The organism is Streptomyces atratus, assembly GCF_014648655.1.
Classification (GTDB): domain Bacteria; phylum Actinomycetota; class Actinomycetes; order Streptomycetales; family Streptomycetaceae; genus Streptomyces; species Streptomyces atratus.
Genome location: NZ_BMRN01000004.1, coordinates 16,080 through 34,407, shown reverse-complemented (window position 1 = coordinate 34,407; position 18,328 = coordinate 16,080). Strand labels below are relative to the sequence as shown.

The 18,328-nt window shown below is 71.1% G+C and carries 13 protein-coding genes and 2 pseudogenes; 9 read left to right on the top strand and 6 right to left on the bottom strand.

Going from position 1 to position 18,328, the window contains the following annotated elements:
• Window positions 1-126: 126 nt before the first annotated feature.
• On the bottom strand, window positions 127-954 hold the full coding sequence (locus IEZ15_RS08210) for a sulfurtransferase (protein WP_189275423.1): 828 nt from the start codon (window positions 952-954) through the stop codon (window positions 127-129).
• Window positions 955-1,187: 233 nt separating this feature from the next.
• On the opposite strand from IEZ15_RS08210, the gene IEZ15_RS08205 reads away from it, so the two are divergent.
• Window positions 1,188-1,964, top strand: a complete 777-nt coding sequence (locus tag IEZ15_RS08205) for a VOC family protein (RefSeq protein WP_189275421.1) — start codon at window positions 1,188-1,190, stop codon at window positions 1,962-1,964.
• Window positions 1,965-1,986: 22 nt separating this feature from the next.
• Here the strand turns inward: IEZ15_RS08205 and IEZ15_RS08200 are convergent, their stop codons facing one another.
• Window positions 1,987-2,865 carry a PaaX family transcriptional regulator gene (locus tag IEZ15_RS08200; RefSeq protein WP_229845794.1) on the bottom strand — a complete coding sequence of 293 codons (879 nt, stop codon included), beginning with the start codon at window positions 2,863-2,865 and terminating at the stop codon, window positions 1,987-1,989.
• Between the two features lie 519 nt (window positions 2,866-3,384).
• Here IEZ15_RS08200 and IEZ15_RS08195 point away from each other — a divergent pair.
• Window positions 3,385-3,750, top strand: a complete 366-nt coding sequence (locus IEZ15_RS08195) for a hypothetical protein (protein WP_229845793.1) — start codon at window positions 3,385-3,387, stop codon at window positions 3,748-3,750.
• Complete coding sequence (locus IEZ15_RS44530) at window positions 3,725-3,871, top strand: hypothetical protein (protein WP_229845792.1); 147 nt, start codon at window positions 3,725-3,727, stop codon at window positions 3,869-3,871. The genes IEZ15_RS08195 and IEZ15_RS44530 overlap by 26 nt, the downstream gene beginning before the upstream one ends.
• Before the next feature lie 499 nt (window positions 3,872-4,370).
• On the opposite strand, the gene IEZ15_RS08185 is transcribed toward IEZ15_RS44530, so the two are convergent.
• Window positions 4,371-7,667: a right-handed parallel beta-helix repeat-containing protein gene (locus IEZ15_RS08185; protein WP_189275928.1), complete on the bottom strand. Its 3,297-nt coding sequence runs from the start codon at window positions 7,665-7,667 to the stop codon at window positions 4,371-4,373.
• Window positions 7,668-7,883: 216 nt separating this feature from the next.
• Between IEZ15_RS08185 and IEZ15_RS08180 the strand changes: the two genes are divergently transcribed.
• Window positions 7,884-9,167, top strand: a complete 1,284-nt coding sequence (locus IEZ15_RS08180; RefSeq protein ID WP_189275417.1) for a S8 family serine peptidase — start codon at window positions 7,884-7,886, stop codon at window positions 9,165-9,167.
• Between the two features lie 32 nt (window positions 9,168-9,199).
• Here the strand turns inward: IEZ15_RS08180 and IEZ15_RS44525 are convergent.
• From IEZ15_RS44525 to eccCa, 3 genes and pseudogenes are all read right to left on the bottom strand, one after another.
• A pseudogene (locus IEZ15_RS44525) lies at window positions 9,200-9,412 on the bottom strand (hypothetical protein); the annotation flags it as partial.
• A gap of 140 nt (window positions 9,413-9,552) precedes the next feature.
• A pseudogene (locus tag IEZ15_RS08175) lies at window positions 9,553-9,660 on the bottom strand (IS481 family transposase); the annotation flags it as partial.
• Between the two features lie 118 nt (window positions 9,661-9,778).
• Complete coding sequence (eccCa, locus tag IEZ15_RS08170) at window positions 9,779-13,714, bottom strand: type VII secretion protein EccCa (RefSeq protein WP_189275926.1); 3,936 nt, start codon at window positions 13,712-13,714, stop codon at window positions 9,779-9,781.
• 277 nt (window positions 13,715-13,991) lie between these two features.
• Here eccCa and eccD point away from each other — a divergent pair, with 277 nt between their 5' ends.
• The 5 genes from eccD to IEZ15_RS08145 all read left to right on the top strand — a co-directional run bounded on the left by eccD (window position 13,992) and on the right by IEZ15_RS08145 (window position 18,325).
• Window positions 13,992-15,374 (top strand): type VII secretion integral membrane protein EccD, encoded by a 1,383-nt coding sequence (gene eccD / locus IEZ15_RS08165; protein ID WP_189275415.1) that lies wholly within the window; start codon window positions 13,992-13,994, stop codon window positions 15,372-15,374.
• A gap of 117 nt (window positions 15,375-15,491) precedes the next feature.
• A complete protein-coding gene (gene eccB / locus IEZ15_RS08160; RefSeq protein WP_189275413.1) occupies window positions 15,492-16,934 on the top strand; it encodes a type VII secretion protein EccB in 1,443 nt (480 codons plus the stop codon).
• Between the two features lie 265 nt (window positions 16,935-17,199).
• Window positions 17,200-17,547 (top strand): hypothetical protein, encoded by a 348-nt coding sequence (locus IEZ15_RS08155; RefSeq protein WP_114247095.1) that lies wholly within the window; start codon window positions 17,200-17,202, stop codon window positions 17,545-17,547.
• Window positions 17,548-17,613: 66 nt separating this feature from the next.
• A complete protein-coding gene (locus IEZ15_RS08150) occupies window positions 17,614-17,913 on the top strand; it encodes a hypothetical protein (protein WP_189275411.1) in 300 nt (99 codons plus the stop codon).
• Window positions 17,914-17,947: 34 nt separating this feature from the next.
• On the top strand, window positions 17,948-18,325 hold the full coding sequence (locus IEZ15_RS08145) for a hypothetical protein (protein WP_189275409.1): 378 nt from the start codon (window positions 17,948-17,950) through the stop codon (window positions 18,323-18,325).
• Window positions 18,326-18,328: the final 3 nt, after the last annotated feature.

Below are 18,328 nucleotides of genomic sequence, written 5' to 3'. Positions count from 1 at the left end.
ACGGGCCCTCGTGCGGCATGCGAGCCTCGTGTCGTATGCGTCCCTCGTACCGCGTGCGCCACTCGTGTCGTACGCGTACGGAACCTGCTGAAGCGGTTCCTTGCCCTCGGGCCGGTGCGCGCTCCGTTACTGGGGGTCGGGGCCCTTTGCGACCGGGCGGGACCCGTCACCGGACCACTCGGACCAGGAGCCCGCGTACAGCGCCGCCGGGATTCCGGCAATGGCCAGGGCCAGCACCTCATGGGCGGCGGAGACACCGGAGCCGCAGTAGACGCCCACCTCCGGCGCCCGGTCGGCACCGAGCTTCTCGAAGCGGGCGGCCAGCGATTCGGCGGGCAGGAATCGGCCGTCGTCCCCCGCGTTCTCGGAGGTCGGGGCCGAGACGGCACCCGGGATGTGGCCGCCCACCCGGTCGATCGGCTCCACATCGCCCCGGTAGCGCTCGGCGGCTCGCGCGTCGAGCAGCAGACCCGAGCGGGCCAGCACCGCCGCCCCGTCCGCGTCCAGCAGCGGCAGAGCGCCGGGGACCGGCCGGAAGTCACCCTCGGCCGGGGTCGGGGTCTCCGTCTGGAACTCCCCCATCCAGGCCGCGAGTCCACCGTCCAGGACCCGGACGTCCTCGTGCCCCGTCCAGCGCAGCAACCACCAGGCGCGCGCCGCCGCCCAGCCCTGACCGCCGTCGTACACGACCACGGGAGTGTCCCGGGAGACTCCGGCTCGGCGCATCACCGCGCCGAATTCCTCCGGATCGGGCAGCGGGTGACGGCCGCCGCTGCCTGCCGGGCCGGCAAGTTCCGCGTCGAGATCGACGAATACCGCACCGGGGATGTGCCCGGCCTCGTAGCCGGGACGGCCGTGCGGGCCGCCCAGCTGCCAACGTACGTCCAGGAGCACCGGCGGACGTGGCCCCGCCGACTCGCTCGCGCATTCGGATGCGGTGATGATGGGCTTCATGGGTGCCATCCTCGCGCAGGAGCCGCCCCACCCGTAACACCTTCGAAACGGACGTATCGCATGAAACCGGTCTCTCTCTGTCGAGATCCCGGAAAGTGCGGCGCGGCCGGGGCACATCGTGCGCCGGGTGGTGCAAGCATCTGCACGGGGCGTACACATCCTGTACCGCACGGCGGCACACCGGCCCCGTTCCCCCCGTACGGCCACCACGATGGTCCGAGGAGAGAGTGACGATGACCGAGGCTGCCGCCCGGCGCACGCCCGGAACACCATGCTGGGTGAGTCTGATCGTGCACGACCTGAGCGCGACACAGGCCTTCTACGCCGATCTGTTCAGCTGGGAGTTCGTTCCCGGCCCGGACCAGCTGGGTCCGTACGTCCGCGCGCTGATCGACGGGAAAGTGGTCGCGGGCATCGGACAGCTGCCGCCCGACCGCCATCTGCCGGTCGCCTGGACGACCTATCTGGCCACCGACGACGCCGATGTCACGGCGGAGATGATCCGCTCCTGCGGCGGCACGGTCGCCGTCGGACCGCTGGACGCGGGCGAGGCGGGCCGGCTCGCCATCGCCTCCGATCCCAGCGGTGCGGTCTTCGGAATCTGGCAGGCCGCCGCGCACATCGGTACGGCGCTCGCGGGAGCCCACGGCACACCGGTCTGGAACGAACTGGTGACCAGCGAGACCTCGACGGTCTGCAAGTTCTACCAGACGGTTTTCGGCTACGAGGCGGAGGCGGTCGTCTCGGCCGATTTCGACTACCAGACCCTGCATCTGAACGGCCGTCCGGTGGCCTCGCTGCACGGCGTGGGCCACGCCCTGCCGCGCGACCGGGGCCCGCACTGGATGACGTACTTCGAGGTCACCGACACCGACGCGGCCGCGCACCGCGTGGTGGAGCTCGGCGGATACATCCTGCAGCCGGCCCGGGAGGGGTCGAGCGGCCGGGTGGCGACCGTGGCGGACCCCGAGGGCGCGGTGTTCACGATCCTGTGCACGGCCGCGCGCTGAGCCGCCGGGCTGCGAGGGCTGGTCAGCCGGTCCGGATCCGTTCGACATGCCGATGGGCGGGGCCGGCCAGCCGGGCGTGCAATTCGTCGAAGAGCTCGGACGCCTCGGTTCCGCTCCACTCGGCCGGCAGCAGTTCACGCGCAACACCGGGGTCGAGGTAGACGAGCCGGCGCCAGTCGGTGAGGACCCTGATGTACGTCGTGAACGCCTCGCGGTCCGTCACCGGACTTCCGCTCGCGATCCGCTCGGCCACCGGACGATGCACCGCGAGGAATTCGATGTACAGCTGCTGCAGCCGAACGGTGTCCCACCAGGAGCGCACCTTCGCCGCAAGGTCCCCGCTCCCGTCCGTGCCGCCGCCCACCGACAGATAGTCGGCCCGGAAGAGGTCGGCGTACGAGCGCAGCCCGTGCCGGGCCAGCATGTCCTCCGCCTCGTCGTGCACATGTCCCGGTGCGATCCACACCCCGGCGGACACGGAACCGAAGCCGAGCCGGGTGAGCTGGGTGCGCAGGGTGTGCCGCTTGGCGCGTTCCGACTCGGGCACCGAGAAGACGACCAGCACCCAGCCCTCGTCCACGGTGGCCCGGCGCGTCGCGAAGATCCGTGGATCGCCGTCGCGCAGAATCCGCTCGGTCTCGGGCGAGATCCGGTATCCGGCAGCTCCGGAGACCGATTCGGCTTCGAGCAGTCCGGCGCGCTTCAGCCGGGAGACCGAGGACCGGACGGTCGGCCCCTCGACGCCGAGGTCGGCAAGCAGCTGGATGAGCGAGGCCACGGACATCCAGCCTTCGGTGTCGCGCGCGTACAACCCGTAGACCGTCACGATCAGCTGCCTCGGCTGCACCCTGCCCGACGGGCCCGGTTCGGACTCGGCCTCTTTTCCGCTCACCGTGTTCACAGCGTCATCCTAAGCATCTCCGCCGGACGCCCGAGGGGACGGTTCAGGCAGAGGTGACGGGCAGCACGTCCGGCGAGACCACGAACCGGCGGACGCTGATTCGGCCCTGCTTCTTGTCCAGGATCAGTGGGGCTTCATCCCGGTAGACGTAGCGGAGGTATCGGCCACGGACCGGTGCTCCGGCTATCAGCAGCACTGGCGATGCGGGACCAGGGCCCTCGCTGTGGTGAGCTTCGCTTTCTCCTCGTATCGCATGCGCTCAGTGTGGCTTCGTTCACTTCGAGCAGCAGCGTTCATCTGCCGGTTTGGACAGCAGTTGTTGATCTTGCCGCCCCTGGATGTTCACGAGAAGTGACGTCAGGGTGCCCACATTGCCGGATACCGGAAAGCAGTCGTGCAACCCGTCTGCCGTGCCCGGCAGGTGATGGGCCGCGTGCGGGCGGTCATCATGATGAGCCGGAGGTCTGGCGTTCTGGGGCCCGCCGGAGGTGAGAGAGGAGGGCGAGGGTGCTCGGGACCGTGACAGAGGTGTTCGACAGGGCCGTGGACGTGCTCACCGTGGCTTTGGGGCTGGGCTGCGTGTGGTTGGGATGGCGGGCCGTGCTCCGGCCGCGTCGGCCACCGGAGCCGATACAGGGACCTGTGTGGATCGTCCGCACCTGGGGGCTTGGCTATGTGCTGCTGGGGATCTTCCTCACCGCCGAGTCGCTGACCCTGATGGCCGACGGAGAGCCGGGCCGGCCGGCGGACGCGATCCGCTGGGTTGCCGGACCGCTCGTGGTCGGTTCGGTCCTGGCGGCGTTCCTGTCCCGGCGGTGGGAGCGCCGTCGGGCCCGGGCCATGAAGTTGGGCGGCAGGCGTGAACCGAGCCGTCCGCTGGAATGAGGCGGCGCTCGTCGCCGTTGCCTGCTGGGCGGTCAGCATTCCGGGATACGGCGTGCTCGCCGCTCTCGACGAGCCGCACGTGCCCGTTGCGCCCCTCATCGGCGTGGGGCTCGTCCAGTAGTTCCGGGCGCGCCACCGCTTTTGGTCGGCCGCGGTTGCGGCCGACCTCTCGGGGCTGTCGTACTGTTCGGGCTCGTCGGCGCCCTGCGTCCGGGCGTGGACCCATACGTCGTGGACGCGCCGGCCACAGGGGCCGCGGCGACGGTTGCCCCGGCCGTCCTCACCCTGGTCGGCCGCGGAGCGGGACGCCGCCGAAACTCGTGAGCCAGACCGTGGATCCGGGCGCCTCCCAGACCCACTCCCTGCTGATCGACGGCGTAGGCGTCGCGATAGACCCCCCGGCCGGGGACCCGCAGTTCACCTGGGCCGAGATCGGCTCGTCGTGTACGCGGCCCAGGGCCCCAGACACCTCGGGGTCACCGTCCGTCTCCGTGACGGCGCCGTGCACCACTGCCTGCTCGCCGCACGCAGACGGGCCCGCCTCCAGGTGTGGCTGGAGGATCTGCCGGTGATCCCGGAGTGCTTCGCACAACCGCCGCGGCCCCGGGCCTCGTTTGATCTCAGCGTGGGGAGAGGTCCTCGGGGAGGAGCAGCCGCAGGTCGTCCAGGCTCGGTACCGCGATGGTGCTCAGCCGTCCCGCCTGATGGGTCATCATCTGCTCAAGCGTCTGCCGGGCCAGCCGAGCGTTGCCGAACGTCGCCTCCCTGGGAATGCCGTCGAAGTGGTTCCGCAGCGCGTTGGCCGTGCCGGGCGCGCACTCGTAGCCGTTGTCGGCCGCGTGCATGCGGACGATCGTGACCAGTTCGTCCGAGGAGTAGTCGGGGAACTCGATACGCCGCGGGAAGCGTGAGTCGAGACCCGGATTGGAGCCCAGGAACCGGTTCATCTCCGCGGTGTACCCCGCCGCGATCACCACCACCTCGTCGCGGTGGTCCTCCATCAGCTTCAGCAGTGTCTCCACCGCCTCCTGGCCGAAGTCTGAGGAACCGGCGCCCGAGCGAGGCGTCAGGGTGTACGCCTCGTCGATGAACAGGACGCCTCCCAAAGCCCGTTCGAACACCTCTCGGGTCAGCTGCGCGGTGTGCCCGACATAGCGGCCCACCAGGTCCGCACGTGAGACCTCGACGAGCTGGCCGCGCGGCAGTACGCCCAGGGAGGCCAGTAGTTCGCCGTAGAGCCGCGCCACCGTCGTCTTGCCGGTGCCGGGCGGGCCCGCGAAGACCAGATGGTTGCTGATCCGGGGCGCGGGCAGCCCGGCCTCCTTCCTCCGGCGCGCGGTGGCGAGCAGGTTGACCAGGTCGCTCACCTCGCGCTTGACGGCCGCGAGGCCCACCAGGGCGTCCAGCCGCAGCAGCGGATCCTCGTCCTGCCCGTCCTCCTGCGCCTGCGCGGGGACGCCCACGTCCTCCGCGGTCAGCACGGCCAGCTCCCGCTCGCCGGCCTCCGGCAGGGCTGCCAGCCGGGACGCCTGTCGGTCCACCATCTCCTCGAAGACCTTGCGGGCGGTACGGCCGTTGCCGAAGCCCGCGTCGCGGGGAATCCGCTCGAAGCGGGTGAGCAGTGCCGCCCGCGCCGCCGGATCCAGCTCGTAGTGGTGGCCGGTGCACATCCGCTCCACGATCGTGACCAGCTCGTCCGAGGTGTAGTCGCTGAACTCGACGCTGCGGGTGAAACGCGAGGCGAGACCCGGGTTGGACGCCAGGAAGTCCGTCATCTCCTTCGGATAACCGGCCGCCACCACCACCACGTCCTCGCGGTGGTCCTCCATCAGCTTCACCAGGGTGTCGATCGCCTCGCGCCCGAAGTCGGCGCCACTGCCGCCGCCGTCGGAGAGCAGGGTGTACGCCTCGTCGACGAACAGCACCCCGCCCAGCGCCTTGTTGAAAGTCTCGGTGGTCTTGATGGCCGTCCCGCCGATGATCTGCGCCACCAGGTCGGCACGCGACACCTCCACCAGGTGCCCGGAGCGCAGCACGCCGAGCGAGGCGAGGATGGAGCCGTACAGCCGGGCGACGGTGGTCTTGCCGGTGCCGGGCGGGCCCGCGAAGACCAGGTGGCGGCTCATCGGCGGAGCGGGCATGCCGATGCTCGCCCTGCGCTGCGCCATCCGGTTGAGGTTGATCAGCGTCAGTACCTGCTGTTTGACCTCGTCGAGGCCGATCAGCGACTCGAGCTCGGCCACCGGGCCCGTACCGGACCGGGTTTCGGCCACCGCCGGGGCCGCTCCGCCGGGCAGCCGCCCGTCGCCCGCCGCCCCCGCGTCCTGCGCGGTGCCCCAGGCGTCCGGGGCACCGTTCTCCGCACTGGCCAGCCCCTCGACGGCGAGCCGGTCGCCGGGCACCGTCTGGCGCACTCCGCTGCCCCGGTTGGCGCGGACGGTGCAGCCGGTCAGCGACACGGCATCGGTGCCCTCCACCCGTATGCCGTCGGCGCCCGAACCGGTCACCTCGCAGCCGTTGAGGGAGGCGCGGGCGCCCGCGGACACCAGTACGCCGCACTCGGCGGCCCCCGTCAGCACGGCACGCACGGCCGCCAGTTCGCCCTCGGCCGCGATGTGGATGCCCGCGCCACCGGACTCGTCCACCTCGGTGTCCCGCAGCGTGAGCGTGCCGAGCGCCCCGATGTGGATTCCGGCCCCGGCGGAGGAGCGCAGCCGGCCCTTGCCCACGAACAGGTTGCCGTGGCCCGAGACATGGACCGCCGAGTCGCCCGACCGCTCGACGACGCTCTCCTCCAGCCGCCCCCTGCCGTCCTTGACGACCTCCACGCCGTGTGCGCCTGCCCCGGTGACCGTGGCCCGCAGCAGCAGCGGGTTGGCGCCGCTGCGGATCACGATTCCGGACCCGGCGCTGTCGCGCACCTCAAGGCGGTTGAACTCGGCGGCCGAATCCTCGTCGAGCAGCACACCGGTGCCCTTGGAGTCATGGACGACGGTGTCCGTCAGCACCGGTGAGGAGAAGCCGGTGACCCGTACAGCGGGTTCCTCGGCGGTGGCGAACACGCACCCCTCGAACGTGCCGCGGCTGCGCTCGGTCACCAACAGGCCGTGCCCGCTGGTCCGTTCGGTACTGCACCGGGTCAGCGTCGGTGAACTGCCGCCGCCCAGGACGAACCCGTGCCCGGTGATGTCGCTGACGGCGACGTCCTCCAGGACGACCAGTCCGGCGCTGTTCACGAACACGCCGACGGCGGCCTTGCGGACCGTGCCGCGCACCATCCTGACCGAACTCTCCTCCTCGACGGCGACGCCCGGCTTGCCGGTCGCCGATATCTCGCATTCCTCCAGGAGGACGTGCGCCTGCCCGTTGGTGAGGACACCGTTGCCCCTGGTGTCCCTGAGCCGGCTGAAGCGCGCGGTGATCCTGCCCCGCTCGCCGGCCACCACGGCGGATGTCCCGAGGTGTTCGACGACGCAGTTCTCGAGGAAGCTCTCGGCCGAGGAGGTGGACACCACACCGGCGCCCACCGGGTTGCTGATCCGGCACTGACGCAGCGCCAGCGACCCGCCGTCCCGCGCGAAGAGCGCCGACCAGGCCGAACCGTGGATGTCGCACCGGTCCATCGCGAGCTGCCCGCGCGGCGCGTCGACCACGGGCAGTTCGTCGTCGTGCCCGCGCAGCACGAGGTCCCTGACCATCACCGCGTCCCTGGTGAGCGTCAGCGCCGTCCCGCGCCGCGGCGCCAGCTCCACCGTCCCCTCGCCCTCGGCGGCGGTCAGGGTGATCGCGGCCGAGATCGTCAGGCTCTCCTCGTACCGTCCCGGAGCGATCCTGACGACCGCTCCGGCACGGGCCCTTGCGACAGCCTCCCCGACGGTGCGGTGGTCGCCCGTCCCGTCGGCGGCGACGGTGAGCATCTGGCGTGACACTTATCTGACCTCCCGGACCCCTGCGCCGTAGGTACGGGGCAAAGACGCGCGGCATGTAGGGCGTGGGGAACTGCTGTGGCCATCATGCCTGTTGCCGCAGGTCGCCCGCCATGGTGGTCGGCGTTCCGGCGCCGCCGGAGCACCGGTTCGGGGGCGTTTCGGGGCAGGTACCGGTGGTGCGGGGAGCGTCGTTACCATCGGCGCATGCGATCTTCGAGGTCCTCGGTGTCCCGCACACTCGGACCGGCAGCACTGGCCGCCCTGCTCCTGATACCCGGCACCGCGGCTCCCGCCGGTGCGGCGGGGGACGCGGACAGCCCCTCGTTGCCGGGAATACCCGCCACTGTCGCCGACGGCCGCCCGTGCACTCCGGGGTCCGCCAAGAAATCGGCCCAAGTCCCTTGGGCGCAGAGCTTCCTGGGGATCGACAGGGCCTGGGAACTCAGCCGGGGCGCGGGGGTGAAGGTCGCCGTCATCGGTACCGGAGCGGATCTGCGCCGGGTACCGGCGCTGGACGGCCGGGTCACCGGAGGCCCGGATGTGGTGGCGGGCGGCACCGTGCGGGACGACTGCGTCGGATACGGCACGTTCCTCGCCGGCATCGTCGCGGGCGGGCAGCAGCAGGGTCTCGAAGCGGCCGGGGTCGCCCCGGAGGCCGAGGTGATCGCGGTACGGGCCACCAGTAAACATGGCGCGACCACACCCGAGGCGCTGGCCAAGGGGATCAGGGCGGCCACCGAATCCGGGGCGCAGATCATCCACGTGGCGCTGAGCGTCCCTTCCGCGCCGAAGCAGCTGAAGGACGCCGTCCTCGCCGCACAGAAGGCCGGTGCGCTGGTGGTGGCGCCCGCCTCGGCGCGGGAGTGGGAGAGCGGGGCGGGGGCATCGCAGGCGGAGAACGGGCCCGCCTACCCGGCGGCGCTGCCCGGGGTGCTCGCCGTCTCCTCGGTGGGGCCGGGCGGTGAGCCGGAAGCGCCGGGCACGGGGAAGGGGCGGCGTTCGCAGCCAAGGCTGAGTGCTCCCGGCGTCTCGGTGACGGGGCCGGGGCCGGGCGGCCGCGGCCAGTTCACCGGCCGCGGCGACGCGGTGGCCGGCGCCTTCGTGGCCGGTACGGCAGCCCTGGTCCTCTCCTACCACCCCCGGCTGACCGCCGAGCAGGTCGCGCACCGGCTGGAGTCCACCGCCTACGGGGCCGTGGGTGACACGCCGGACCCCGGCATCGGGCTGGGGATCGTCGATCCGGTGCGGGCGCTCTCCGCCGTACTTCCAGAGGAACGCCCACAGTCCCCGTCCGGAACGCGGAAGGCCGCGGCCCCGGCCGTCCCGCCGCTCGACCCGCCGGAGGCACGCAACCGTGCGCTGGCCGTGGCCGGCGGGGCGGCCGGGGTCACGGTGCTCGTCGCCTTCCTCGCGTTCGTGCTGCCCAGAGGGCGCCGCCGGGGATGGCGGGCGGGCCGGGCCGGGGGGCCGGTCACGGAAACAGGCTGAGCCCCCGGCCACGACTGCCGGGCCATGGCGCCTCAACGTGCGGTGACCCGCTCCCCTGGCTCAACCCATGACGATCCGCTCCTCGGCCGGCCGCAACGTCCGACGATCCGCCGTAGCCACCGGGAACGGGCGTCGCGGGCATCCTGGCTGAGGACCGCGTGCGGTGCGAGGGTGTCGAAGCCGTGGAAGGCGCCGGGCCACACATGCAGTTCGGCCTCACCGCCGGCCCGCCGTGCCGCGCCGGCGGGTCCGGGCGGTGCTCCGTCGGCCTTCCACCGGTACTCACGACAGGGCCTCCCCGGACCCGGGGAGGCCCGGCGGCATCCCGACCGGGACAGCCTGCCGGCACGACCGCGCCGGCAGAGCCAGGGGACAGTGCGCCCCAGGTGTATTGCCCTGTGAGGTCGGGGACGCGGCCGGCGGGTGGTCTGCCTGCGAGCACGGTGTGTCCGCGGTGGTGATTGCAGGTGTGCAGCCATTGCGGGAAGTCGTCGTGTTGTGAGGGCCTTTCTGGTCGCCGGTGCAGATGTCGCAATCCACACCAGGCCAGAAGGCCCTCACCCATTTCGAGATCACTCAGTCGTGAACCCCGTCACCAACGGACAGAACACCTAGGGACTTTCGGGATCCTGGTCCGGCAGCAGCGGGGTCTGCACCTGAACCACACCCCTGCGCGTGATCAGCTGTGCCCGGCCCGGCGGCAGCTGCCTCGGCTTGGTGTCGTTGAACAGATATCCCTCCGAGGGCGGGCAGGAGAGCAGCGCAGCAGGCGTGTTGACTTCCAGCAGACGGCGCAGCAGAGGATCGTTCATCGCCCGCGCCGCGCCGTTGGCGCTGCGTGCCACGATCAGGTGCAGACCGAGCTCCGCGCCCTGGGCGAGGTAATCGAGCAGCGGCCCGAAGTGGTTGCTCATGTTGCCGCCGGAAACCATGTCGTAGTCGTCCACGACCAGGAAGACCTGCGGGCCGCTCCACCAGTCCCGCCGCTTCAGCTGCGCGGGCGAGATGTCCGCGCCGGGCAGGCGCTCCTTCATGGCCCGTGCGATGCCGTCCACCGCCTGCTTGAGTACGTCGACGGAGACGGCGTAGCCCAGCCGGTGCGACTCGGGGACGCTCTCCAGCAGCCCGCGCCGGTAGTCGATCAGCAGTACCCGCGCCTCGGCGGGGGTGTAGCGGTCGGTGACCGCCTGGCAGACCGAGCGCAGCAGGTTGGTCTTGCCGGTCTCCGCGTCGCCCACCACCACCAGGTGCGCCGTCTGTGCGAAGTCGTGCCACATGACGTCGAGCTGGTTGCCCTCCAGGCCCAGCGGCAGGCGCAGATCGCCGTCCGCGCCGACCTCGGCGTCGGGCAGCTCGGAGGGTTCCAGGACCGCCGGCAGGGTGCGGACCGCGGGTGCGGGCGGGCCCTGCCAGTGCTCGGCCACCTGGGCCACCGCGTCGGCGACGCCCGCCCCGAGGTCCGAGGAACTGTCGCCGCCGTCCAGCCGGGGCAGAGCCGTGAGGAAGTGGTGCTTGGAATCGGTCATGCCGCGGCCGGGCGACTTGGGGATGGTCGCGGCGGCCCGCATGTTGATCATGGAGTCCATGCTGTCGCCGAGCCGCAGCTCGAAGCGGGTGCCGAGCTGGTCCCGCAGTGCAGTGGGGATCTCCGACCAGCGGCCCGCCGCCACGATGAGGTGCACACCGTAGTTGAGCCCCCGCGCCGCCAGCGCCGTGAAGGTGTCCATGATGTCCATGAAGTCCTGGCGGATCGTGCCCCAGCCGTCGACGACGAGGAACACATCGCCGTACGGCTCGTCGGGCATCTCACCGGCGGCCCGGCGGGCGCGCAGCGTCGCCATGGAGTCGATGCCCAGCTCGGCGAACTGCTTCTCGCGCCGGGCCACCAGCCCGTGCACCTCGGCCAGAGTGCGCTGCACCCGCTCCAGGTCCAGTCGGCCCGTCACACCGCCCACATGCGGCAGGTCGCGGAGCGAACCGAGCGAACCCCCGCCGAAGTCCAGGCAGTAGAACTGGACTTCGCGCGGAGTGTGCGTGAGCGCGAGCGACATGATCAGGTCGCGTACGAGGGTGGACTTGCCGCTCTGCGGACCGCCCGCGATACCGACGTGCCCGCCCGCGCCGGACAACTCGGCGACCAGGGGTTCGCGGGTCTGGTCGAAGGGCCGGTCGATGATGCCCACCGGCACCGTCAGCGTGCCGTGCAGTTCGGGATCGATGGTGGTGAGACCCCGCTCGGCGTGCGGCTCCACGCCCATCAGCAGGACGTCCAGCGACAGCGGGCTGTCCAGCGGCGGCAGCCAGACCCGGTGCGCGGGCCTGCCGCCCTCCCGCATCCGGGACACGGCCAGCGCGAGCAGGGACTCCTCGCTCTCCTCCTCCACCGGCTGCGGGGCCGGGTCGGGCGCGGGGAGCCGGGGCGCGGTCCACTCCGTGCGGTACGGGACCACCTGACCCGCGACAGCCGACGCGCCGACCCTGCGGACCCCTTGATAGGGCCCGGAGACGTACGCGGCCTTGAACCGGACCAGGGTCCCGGTGTCCTTCTTGAGAATGGCGCTGCCGGGTACGGAGGGCAGCTGGTAGGCGTCCGGCACACCCAGGACGCCACGGCTCTCCATCGAGGAGAAAGTCCGCAGCGCGATCCGGTACGACAGATGTGACTCCAACTGGGTCATCCGGCCCTCGTCCAGCCGCTGCGAGGCGAGCAGCAGATGCACGCCCAGGCTGCGGCCGAGCCGTCCCACCATCACGAACAGGTCCATGAAGTCGCGGTGTGCGGAGAGAAGTTCGCTGAACTCGTCGACCACCACGAAGAGCGTCGGCAGCGGCTCCAGGTCGGTCCCCGCCGCCCGCGCCGTCTCGTACTCGAACGCCGACGTGTAGTTCCCGGCGCTGCGCAGCAGTTCCTGGCGGCGCATCAGCTCACCGTGCAGGGCATCCTGCATGCGGTCCACCAGGGAGGACTCGTCGGCGAGGTTGGTGATCACGGCCGAGGTGTGCGGCAGACCGTCCAGACCCAGGAACGTGGCGCCGCCCTTGAAGTCGACCAGGACGAAGTTCAGCTTCTCCGAGGAGTGGGTGAGCGCCAGCGCCAGCACCAGGGTCCGCAGCAGCTCCGACTTGCCGGAACCCGTCGCGCCGATCAGCACGCCGTGTGGGCCCATCCCGCCCTGCGCCGCCTCCTTGATGTCCAGTTCCACCGGGGTGCCGTCACCGGCGAGCCCCAGCGGCACCCGCAGCCTGGCACGCTCGCTGCGGTCGTCGCGCACGGCGTCCAGATCGACGGTGTGCAGGTCGGGGAGGCCGAGCAGGGTCGTCAGCTGCACGTCCGAGGTGAGCGCCTCACCGTTGTCCGTGGTGATGCCCATCCGATAGGGGGACAGCAGCGTGGCCAGTGCCCTGGCCCGGCGGGGACCCAGCGCATCGGGCCTGCCGAGCGCGGACGTGGTCTCCTTCCCCGACCGGTCGGTGCTGACCAGTTCGAGCCGCTGCCCGGCGATCCGCAGCCGCAGCGTGTGGCGGGACGGACGCCAGGGCAGGGAACCGGACACATCCAGCGTCACCGTGTTGCGGTAGCCGTCGGTGGCCAGCCGGGAGTCGGCGGGCGTCCGGGTGCTGTCCAGGACCACGACGCAGTAGGGCTCCTCGGTGCTCGGGACGGCGTCCGTCTCGAAGGCGGGCCGACCGGTCAGTTCCTCGCCGAGCAGTGACTCGAGACCCAGGACGGAATCGGTGACCAGCCGCACGGGACCCCCGCCGTCGACGTCCGTCGGATGCTGGGCGTGCGGCAGCCACTTCACCCACTCCCAGGCGTCCTGGCGGTCGTGGTCCGCCAGCACCACGACCCGCAGGTCCTGCGGCGCGTGGAACACACTCAGCTGGGCCAGCAGGGCCCGCACCGTCGCGTGCGCGGCATCCTCCTCCGCCTCCTCGGACTGGAGCAGGATGCGCGCGTAGGTACGCAGATAGACCGCGACCGGCTGGTCGGGCACGGTGCCGTACGCCTTGATGAAGCGCCGCAGGGCGTGTGCGGACAGCGGCTCCAGATCCTCCACCGGCTTGGTGCTCAGTGGTGTCAGCTTCGTCGCCAGCTGCTGCTCGCCCACCGCGATCCGCACCTCGGCAAAGTCCGCGTGCGCCGCCCGCCGCTCCCACAGCCTGGCCGTCGGCACCAGACTCCACAGGGACGCCGGGTCCGGATGCGACCACGCCTGCGCCTCCCGCTGCTGGGTGATCACCTTGCGTATGCGCCTGCGGCTGATCGACAGGTACCGCATGTAGTCGCGCCGCTCACCGAGCAGCGCCCGCTTGCGGTCCCCGGAAGCCCGGACGATCTGCGAGACCAGCATGCCGACGGCCGACAGCGCCATCAGGCCGATGGCGACGTACATCATGGGGCCGCCGCCACTGCCGGGACGCAGGAAGATGAGCACCATGCCGAGCGAGCTGAGCGCCATCGGCATGTACGTGATCATGTTACCCATCGCGCTCTGCGTCTCCGGCACCGTGGGCGGCTCCTGGAGGCTCAGTTCGCCATGGGGCATCTCGGGGCCAAGACGCCGGGGAGGCCTCTTGAAGAGGACCACGCTCAAAGGGAATCGCCTTCCTGAGGGGTGCCGGCGGTTGCCGTGACGCGTCTTCGGGATGACAGAACGTCAAACGCCTGCGGTGCAGCCGACGGTGCGGGAACGCAGGCCGGGGGGCGGGTGGGGGCGCGGCCGCCGATCTTGGCGGCACCCCACAACTTACAGACTGCACGCACAAGTTAATGTGATCAATCTGACCGCGTCGACCACTGTCCTGGAAGGCGATGAAACGCGCTTGACCGACATATCCGCGGCACCTCTGTGCCGCCTCACGGTGCTGACGCCCGACCGCTCCGTCGAACTCGCGGTACCGTCCGACATCGTGCTCGCCGATCTGCTGCCGACCATCGTCGACCACGGAGGCACCGACCTCTACGAACGTGGTGCGCAGGCAGGCGGCTGGGTGCTCCAGCGCCTCGGCCAGGAACCCCTCGACGACGAGAACACCCTGGGCGACCTGGGCCTGCACGACGGCGAAACGGTACATCTGCGCCTGCGCGGGGACGCCCTCCCCGAAATCCACTACGACGACCTCGTCGACGGGCTCTCCAGCCGGCTGCGTGAACGCCCCGACTCCTGGCGGCCGGTGTGGTCGCACCACCTCATGACCGCGCTGGCCCTGAGCACCCTCGCCACCGGCCTGCTGCTCCTGCTGCTGCCCGGTTCCACGGGGCTCAGGACAATCTGCGCGGCGGCGACCGCGATCCTCCTGCTGGCCGGTGCGGCGGCAGCCTCACGGGCGGTCGGCGACATCGGCGCGGGCGCCGCGCTCGGCGCGGCGGCCGTCCCCTACCTCGCCCTGGCCGGAGCCCTGGTGCCCCAGGGAGCCGCGTCCGACGCGGAACTGGGCGCCCGGCTGCTCGCGGGCTGCTCCGCGGCGGCCGGCGCCGCCGTGCTCGCGCTGGCCGCCGTGGGCGCGTGCGCCCCGCTGTTCCTGGCCGCCGCCCTGGCCGCGGTCCTCGGGGCGGTCGGCGGAGCCGTGATGCTCTTCGGCGTCCCGGCCACCGGCACGGCCGCCCCGCTGATCCTCGTGGTCGTCCTGCTGGGGCACTTCCTGCCGTCCCTGGCGTTCCGCCTGTCCGGGCTGAAGGTGCCGCTGCTGCCCACCAACGCGGGCCAGCTGCAGGAGGGCATCGAGCCCACCCCGGACGAGCGGATCGCCGCCCGCGGCGCCGTCGCCGACAGCTACCTCACGGGCCTCTACGGTGCCACCGGGCTGGTGGCCGCGGGCTGCCTCACGGTGCTGGCGTTCGAGACGTCCTGGGCTCCGCTCACCCTGGCCGCGGTCCTGTGCGCGCTGATGTTCACGCACGCACGGGCGATCGGCGGCGCCTGGCAGCGGCTCGCCGTCGTCCTGCCTGCTGCCTACGGTTCCATACTGCTGACGGTGCAACTGGTCCTGCGGACCGACGACGGGTCCCGGCCGCTTCTGCTCGCCGGTCTGCTGGCTGTCGCGGCCGTGCTCGCCATCACGGGCTGGACGCTCCCCGGCCGGCGCCTGGTGCCCTACTGGGGGCGCGCGGTCGACCTGCTCCATCTGCTCTTCGCCATCGTCCTCGTCCCGCTGGCCCTGCTCGTCGCCGGTCTCTACCAGTACCTGCGGGGCCTCAACAGCTGAGCCCGCTCTCCGGCGTCCGCCGCCGGACAGCGGGCGGATCCCGGGGTCCGGCGGCCGAAAGCCCCGGCATCCCGGGCCCTCGCGCGCCGGGCCGATGCCCGGTCGGAAAGGCAAGGAATGCAGTCCAGGCGGGACCAGGTCCACGCGCACATGTTCGTCATGAGCCGGCTGTCACTGGGAATGCTCCGGGACGACCCGGACGCCCCCGAGTCCGCGCACCGGCGGACCACGAAGGGTTTCGTCATCGGCCTCGTGGTCGCGGCCCTGGCCGCGCTCATCGTCGCGGTGTACGGGCTGGTGGTGCCCGGCGGCTCGAACGCGTGGAAGGCCACTGGAACGCTGGTGCTCGACGAACGTTCGGGCGCCCGCTACCTCACGCTCGACGGAGTCCTCCACCCGGTCCTCAACGAGACCTCGGCCAGACTGCTGGCGGGTGACCGGATGAAGGTGGTGAGCGTCAAGCCCGCCTCCATCGAGGACGCCCCGCGCGGCGCGACTCTGGGCATCGTCGGCGCGCCGGATCCGCTGCCGCAGGCGGGCGCGCTCAGCCGCGAGGCCTGGTCGGTGTGCGCCACCCGGCCCGACGCGGCCTCGGAGCCGCTCCTCACCCTGGCCGTCGGCCTGACCGCCAAGGGCAGGCCCGTCACCTCGGACGGGGCCACCCTGGTCCGTACCGTCCCGGGCGGCACCACGTACCTCCTCTGGCACGGCACCCGGCTGCGACTGAACACCGCGAACTACGCGGTCCAGGCGATGGGTTACGACCCGGACGGGGCGCATCCCGTCCCCGACGCGTTCCTCAACGCCCTGCCGGCGGGCCCGGATCTGGCAGTGCCGGAAGTGGCCGGACGCGGCAAGGCGGGCCCGTCGCTGGCCGGCCGCCCGACACGGATCGGGCAGCTCTTCGACGGCTCCGGCGGCCACTACCTGCTGACGGAGCGCGGGTTGACCAAGGTCACCGCGCTGGAGGAGGCACTACTGAAGGGCGATCCGCGTACCCAGCGGACCGCCTACGCCGGAGGAGCCGTCGTCCTGCAGAAGATCGGCCCGGACGACCTGGCGCGCCACCAGGACCCGAAGGCGACCCGGCTCGTGGGAGCCGCGGGCGGTACGGTCCCGACCGGTCTGCCCAGGCCCAGCCCGGTCGGCGCGGGCGAGGGCGTATGTGCCGTCGTCGGCACCGCGGACGGCAGGCCGACGGTCTCGGTCGTCCTGCCCCGTGCGGACGCGGTGGGGGGTCGGGCGGTGTCCAACCAGCCCGGAATCACCGCGGGTTCCGGGACCGCCGACATGTTCGCGGTACGTCCGGAGGGCGGTGCCCTCGTCACGGCACTCTCCTCGGCGGGCACCGGCACGGCCTACTACCTGGTCACCGAGTCGGGCGCCAAGTACCCGGTCCCCGGGGGCGAGAAGGGACTCCAGCGGCTGGGGTACGGAGTCGATCAGTCCGTGCCCATCCCGTCAGGTGTCCTCGGGATGCTCGCGTCGGGGCCCGCGCTGGACGACTCGGCCCTGCTGACGCAGGGACTCGTGGAAGCACCGAAGAACACGACGCCCTGATAGCCGATTTCCCTCCGGCTTAAGGGAATTGAGGTTCCTTTGAGGATAGGAGGGCCGGGAGGTACGCGCTTTCTCCGGCATTTCCGCAGCTCACACACATATCGAAGATGAACACTCAGATTGTCGGGGCACATTCGTACCAAGATCCCGTACGGCGTATTAACCTGATGATCCGTCGACTACCGGAGGGCGTGATTCCCGGTGTGGTCGGCCTGCCGTGCACCCGTGGTGCCGCCGTGTTCCCGCAGTGTCCAGGAGGACCCCCATGTCTGATGTCTCCGGCTTCAACGTCAACTCGGCCGACGGCCTGTCCAACGATGAAACAGCGATGCTCGAGACGCTGAAGACGCTGGACCAGCATCTTCGCGACATGGATGAGGCGGGCCGCAAGGTCAGGACCATCCAGGGCCAGGTGCGGAGTGCCTACCAGGCCGTTTCCTCGGAGACCCACGCGGCGGGCATCGACGAGTGGCTCAGGTCGCACAGCCGGGTCATGGAGCGCACCCAGTTCTTCCGGGAGGGCACCGCGATGGCCAACCGGCTCCTCACGGACGCCGAGCACGAGGCGAACAGCTACGCCGCCGGTATCGCCGGCACGATCAACCCCGGGTGACCTTCCCCGGCCCTCTCCCCGCCTTTTCTTCCCCGCTCTCTTAACTGCCTCACGAGGAGTTCCTTCATGTCCGTCAAGATCAGCCACCAAGGGGTCCTGGACGCCATCAAGAACATGGACGCGGCCCAGCAGGAGATGAAGGAGGCCCTCGCCTGGATGGAGAAGAACTTCGGCGCGCTGCGCGACACCCTGAGCGGTCAGACCCGTACCTCCTGGGAGGAATTCCAGGCGGAGCTGGGCCGGATCAAGCTGCAGCTCGACGAGCAGTACGGGGTCGCCCGGACGACTCTCCAGCGGATGCACGCCCGGCAGATCGATGGAGACCTCGACGGCGGTCGCGGCCTGAACAACCTCCAGGGCAGCTGACCCGACCGACCGAATCGACTTGTGAGGTGTGAGCATGGCTGGCGACGCGAATCCGGGCGACATCTTCCAGTCGACCGACGGCGTCTATCTCAGATACGCCAACCAGGAGATCCCCAGGTTCCGCCGTGACCTCACGGTCAAGCCGGACTATGTGAGCCTCGGATCGAAGATCCCGCTCGCCATCGGAAACCCCGAGAAGTGCACACAGGCGAAGGCGCTGGAAGGTCAGCTGGAGGCGTACCGCGCGAGCATGCGAACCCGGTACGAGACGGCCATCACGCTCCTGAATAACTTCTCGGCCAGCCTGCGGGACGTCGAGGCCAAGCACCAGGAAGCCGAGGACGACTCGACGAGCATCGGTGGTGCCCTCGCCGACGAGTTCTCCGAGATCCTGACCCCGAAGGGAAAGTGAAAC

Coding starts and splice junctions, on each gene's coding strand:
- IEZ15_RS08210 (WP_189275423.1), bottom strand. CDS start 954: ATGAAGCCCATCATCACCGCATCCGAATGCGCGAGCGAGTCGGCGGGG.
- IEZ15_RS08205 (WP_189275421.1), top strand. CDS start 1,188: ATGACCGAGGCTGCCGCCCGGCGCACGCCCGGAACACCATGCTGGGTG.
- IEZ15_RS08185 (WP_189275928.1), bottom strand. CDS start 7,667: ATGCTCACCGTCGCCGCCGACGGGACGGGCGACCACCGCACCGTCGGG.
- IEZ15_RS08180 (WP_189275417.1), top strand. CDS start 7,884: ATGCGATCTTCGAGGTCCTCGGTGTCCCGCACACTCGGACCGGCAGCA.
- eccCa (WP_189275926.1), bottom strand. CDS start 13,714: ATGCCCCATGGCGAACTGAGCCTCCAGGAGCCGCCCACGGTGCCGGAG.
- eccB (WP_189275413.1), top strand. CDS start 15,492: ATGCAGTCCAGGCGGGACCAGGTCCACGCGCACATGTTCGTCATGAGC.
- IEZ15_RS08155 (WP_114247095.1), top strand. CDS start 17,200: ATGTCTGATGTCTCCGGCTTCAACGTCAACTCGGCCGACGGCCTGTCC.
- IEZ15_RS08150 (WP_189275411.1), top strand. CDS start 17,614: ATGTCCGTCAAGATCAGCCACCAAGGGGTCCTGGACGCCATCAAGAAC.
- IEZ15_RS08145 (WP_189275409.1), top strand. CDS start 17,948: ATGGCTGGCGACGCGAATCCGGGCGACATCTTCCAGTCGACCGACGGC.